This window comes from Halomonas sp. 3D7M, assembly GCF_014897885.1.
Taxonomy (GTDB): Bacteria; Pseudomonadota; Gammaproteobacteria; order Pseudomonadales; family Halomonadaceae; genus Vreelandella.
This window is the reverse complement of the sequence record NZ_JABUZF010000160.1, coordinates 13,605-17,111: the sequence shown is the minus strand read 5'-3', so window position 1 is coordinate 17,111 and position 3,507 is coordinate 13,605. Positions and strand designations below refer to the sequence as shown.

The 3,507-nt window shown below is 54.2% G+C and carries 4 protein-coding genes; all 4 read right to left on the bottom strand.

Features of this window, described 5'->3' with window-relative positions:
• A partial coding sequence (locus INT22_RS20465) for an ABC transporter ATP-binding protein (RefSeq protein WP_319022056.1) occupies positions 1-662 on the bottom strand: 662 nt, incomplete at its 3' end.
• The gene (modB, locus tag INT22_RS07750) at positions 655-1,323 is read right to left on the bottom strand and encodes a molybdate ABC transporter permease subunit (RefSeq protein ID WP_193067996.1); all 669 of its coding nucleotides are present in this window, start codon (positions 1,321-1,323) and stop codon (positions 655-657) included. The genes INT22_RS20465 and modB, both read right to left, overlap by 8 nt.
• Positions 1,323-2,090 carry a molybdate ABC transporter substrate-binding protein gene (modA, locus tag INT22_RS07745; protein ID WP_193067995.1) on the bottom strand — a complete coding sequence of 256 codons (768 nt, stop codon included), beginning with the start codon at positions 2,088-2,090 and terminating at the stop codon, positions 1,323-1,325. Before modA ends, modB begins: the two co-directional genes overlap by 1 nt.
• Positions 2,091-2,093: 3 nt before the next feature.
• On the bottom strand, positions 2,094-3,507 hold a 1,414-nt coding region (pyk, locus tag INT22_RS07740), incomplete at its 5' end, for a pyruvate kinase (RefSeq protein ID WP_226912503.1).

The following is a 3,507-nucleotide window of genomic DNA, read 5'->3' as shown; positions in this document are numbered from 1 at the left end:
TGTTGAAGACTCACGCCGTTATGCAGCACGCAGATTTGATCTGCTAGCGCAGTGGCTTCTTCTAAATCGTGGGTAACCAAGATAATGGGAATCGATATTTGCTGACGCAACAGCGCCAGTTCTCGCTGCAGTCGGCGTCGGGTCACCTGATCAACAGCTGAGAAGGGTTCATCTAGCAATAATACCTGCGGTTCACGCGCTAAGGCGCGTGCCAGCGCCACGCGTTGGCGCTGGCCGCCAGAAAGTTCGCTGGGAAAGCGCTTTTCCAGCCCCTCCAAACGTACATTGGCAAGCCACTGCTTCGCACGAAGCGGACGTTCAGAGTGGGGAAGATGTCCCAGGGCAAGCTGGACATTCGCTAGCGCAGTAAGATGGGGAAACAGCGCATAATCTTGAAACACTATGCCGATTTTTCGCTGCTGGGGGGTAAGCGAGTAGCGCCGTTCAGTTGCTAACCAAGTGCTGCCCAAACATGCCACATGGCCCTGCTCTGGTTGATACAGGCCAGCGATAGTACGCAGTAACGTGGTTTTGCCACTACCGGACGGGCCCACCAGCGCTAGGAGTTCGCCCGCTGGGCAGCTAAATGCCGCGTCCAGTGGTATCGGACTACGCTGCTTGGCCATTACCTCCAGTCCGCTACCAGTGATCACTTTAGCCACGCACCCACCTGCGCCTGCCTGCAAGCCCGTAGACCAGACCTAGGGTTGTTAACGACACCAATAGCAGCAGCGCTGACATACGTGCGGCCCCCTGTTCATCGAACGCCTGTACCCGATCATAAATAGCAATCGCTAGCGTGCGAGTTTCCCCATCAATGGCACCACCGACCATTAAAATCACCCCAAACTCTCCCAATGTATGGGCAAATGTTAATGCGATAGCGGAAAGAATGCCTGGCCATACCAGCGGTAGTTCAATGCGCAAAAAAGTTTGCCAAGGGCTCAGCCCGCTGCACCAGGCAGCTTCACGCAGATTAGTTGGCACATTCTCAAACGCCCGCTGAATAGGCTGAATCGCAAAAGGTAAATTAGCAATTAATGAGGCTAGCAAGATACCGCTAAAAGTGAAGTTGAGCCCACTTCCTGTTAACGAAGCCCAAACACTTCCTAGAGGAGCGTCGCGGCCAAATTGCTGTAGCAAATAAAAGCCGAGCACGGTGGGTGGCAACACTAACGGCAACGCCACTAGCGCTTCGCAAAGCCCTTTGCCGCGAAAATGTGCGGTAGCCAACGCACGGCCTAGCCACACTCCAACGGGCAGCAAAAAGAGGCAGGTCAAGCCTGCTAAGCGCAGCGATACCGAGAGCGCTGTCCAGTCCATCAATCTGTATTAAAACCGTAGTGTTGGAAAATAGCCTGCGCGTCTGCTTGCTGAAGCCATGCATAAAAAGCCTGTGCCACCTCTCCTGCCTGAGGCGTAAGTACCATACGTTGGCGCAACGGCGTGTGCCACGCTTCGGGAATCAACACAAACTCACTTCGCTCGCTGAGTGTTGAAGCCAGCACCAAAGAGTACGCCACTAACCCACCGCGGGCATCATCCGACAGGGCAAACTGCAGCGTTTGCGACACATTTTCACCTTGAATACGCAATGGCTCGGTAGTTTCCCACAGCCCAGCCTTTTGCAATACCTCTTGGGCAGCAACTCCGTAAGGCGCATGTTCAGGGCTGGCAATCGCGATACGCTGACGCTGCCCCTCCTCAAGTGCGGCAATCGCCTCATGAACACCAACAAGCGGCGTGTGTGCATCGGGGGGTGGGTACTTTCCTTTAGGCTGCGCCCACGCCAGCCGACCACGGGCGTAAATAACGCCCTCGTTATCGACGTGGCCTTCTTGATAAAGCGCTTGTACAAAGGCTTCGTTCGCCGAGAGAAACAGCTCAAAGGGGGCCCCTTGAGCAATTTGGCGGCGAAAATTTCCGGAGGAACCAAAATTGAGGCGCAGAGCATGACCCGTTTGCTGAGTAAAGCGTTCCGCAGCCTCTTCCAACGCAAACTGCAGATTAGAAGCAGCCGCAATGATAGGTGCGCCTGCAAACACAGGCGCAGTAACAAACAGTAAACACGTTAATAGCAGGATTCGCATCAATCAGCGCTGCGCTTGCTCAATATGCTGTTCGGTAATTGCCATGATCTTCATGGTATTAGTGCCGCCATGAGCGTTCATATGATCACCTCGAGTCAGTATCACGTGATCGCCAAGCTTAACAACACCCTGCTTAACCAACAGCGTCAGTGCTTCGTCATTCAACTCTGTGGCGCTCATTGCTGAGGTATCAAACGGCAGTGATACAACACCACGATAAAGCGCCATACGACGTTGAGCAATAGGGGTGTGAGCAAGCCCTACAATAGGCAAGCCTGAACGAATACGCGAGGCAATTAGCGGCGTATAACCCGAGGAGGTCATACAGGCAATCGCTGTAACGCCTTTCATATGATTGGCAGCATACATTGCCGAAAGTGCAATGGTTTCGTCTGGCCGTGAGAAGCCTTCATGAATACGATGTCCTGACTCTTGGGCAGTTTTCTCACGCTCGGCGCCTAAGCAGACTCGTGCCATCGCCTCAACGGTTTCCAGTGGGTAATCGCCTGCAGCCGTTTCGGCGGAAAGCATTACTGCATCACTGCCATCCAGTACTGCGTTGGCAACGTCGAATACCTCTGCGCGGGTAGGCAGCGGCGCAGAAATCATGCTTTCCATCATTTGCGTGGCAGTAATCACAGCGCGGTTAAGCGAACGCGCGCGCTTGATCATGCGCTTCTGCACACCGACCAACTTGGCATCGCCAATCTCGACCCCTAAATCACCACGCGCCACCATGACCGCTTCTGATGCTTCAATAATGCCGTCAAGGGTTGCCTCATCCGCTACGGCTTCAGCACGTTCCACCTTGGCAACTAAGCCTATATCTTTACCTGCCTCACCGAGTAGACGGCGCGCCTCTAACATATCTTCCGCATGACGAGGGAATGAGATAGCAAGGTAGTCGACACCAATCTCAACAGCGGTTTTTAGGTCAACTTTATCTTTCTCGGTCAACGCGGGAGCAGAAAGCCCACCGCCCTGCTTGTTAATACCCTTATGGTTGGAGAGCTTACCGCCCACAACCACGTCAGTGTGTACCTGTTGGCCATCTACCCGTGTGACATCCAGTACCACACGACCATCATCTAGCAGTAGGCGGTCACCAGCCGTCACATCTTGCGCCAAGGTTTTGTAGTCGCAGCCCACTTGGTGCACATCGCCCGCATCACCATCAAGCGCCATATCGAGAATAAACGGCTGGCCCTCTTGAAGAACCACAGCGCCCTCTTTGAAGCGCGCGATGCGAATTTTAGGGCCTTGAAGGTCACCCAGCGCCGCGACACTTCGGCCCAGCTGAGCGGCAATTTCGCGCACGCGCATTAAGCGTCGACGATGATCATCCGCGGTGCCATGCGAGAAATTTAAACGCACCACATCAACACCCGCCGCTAACATGGCTTCTAAGACACCTTCC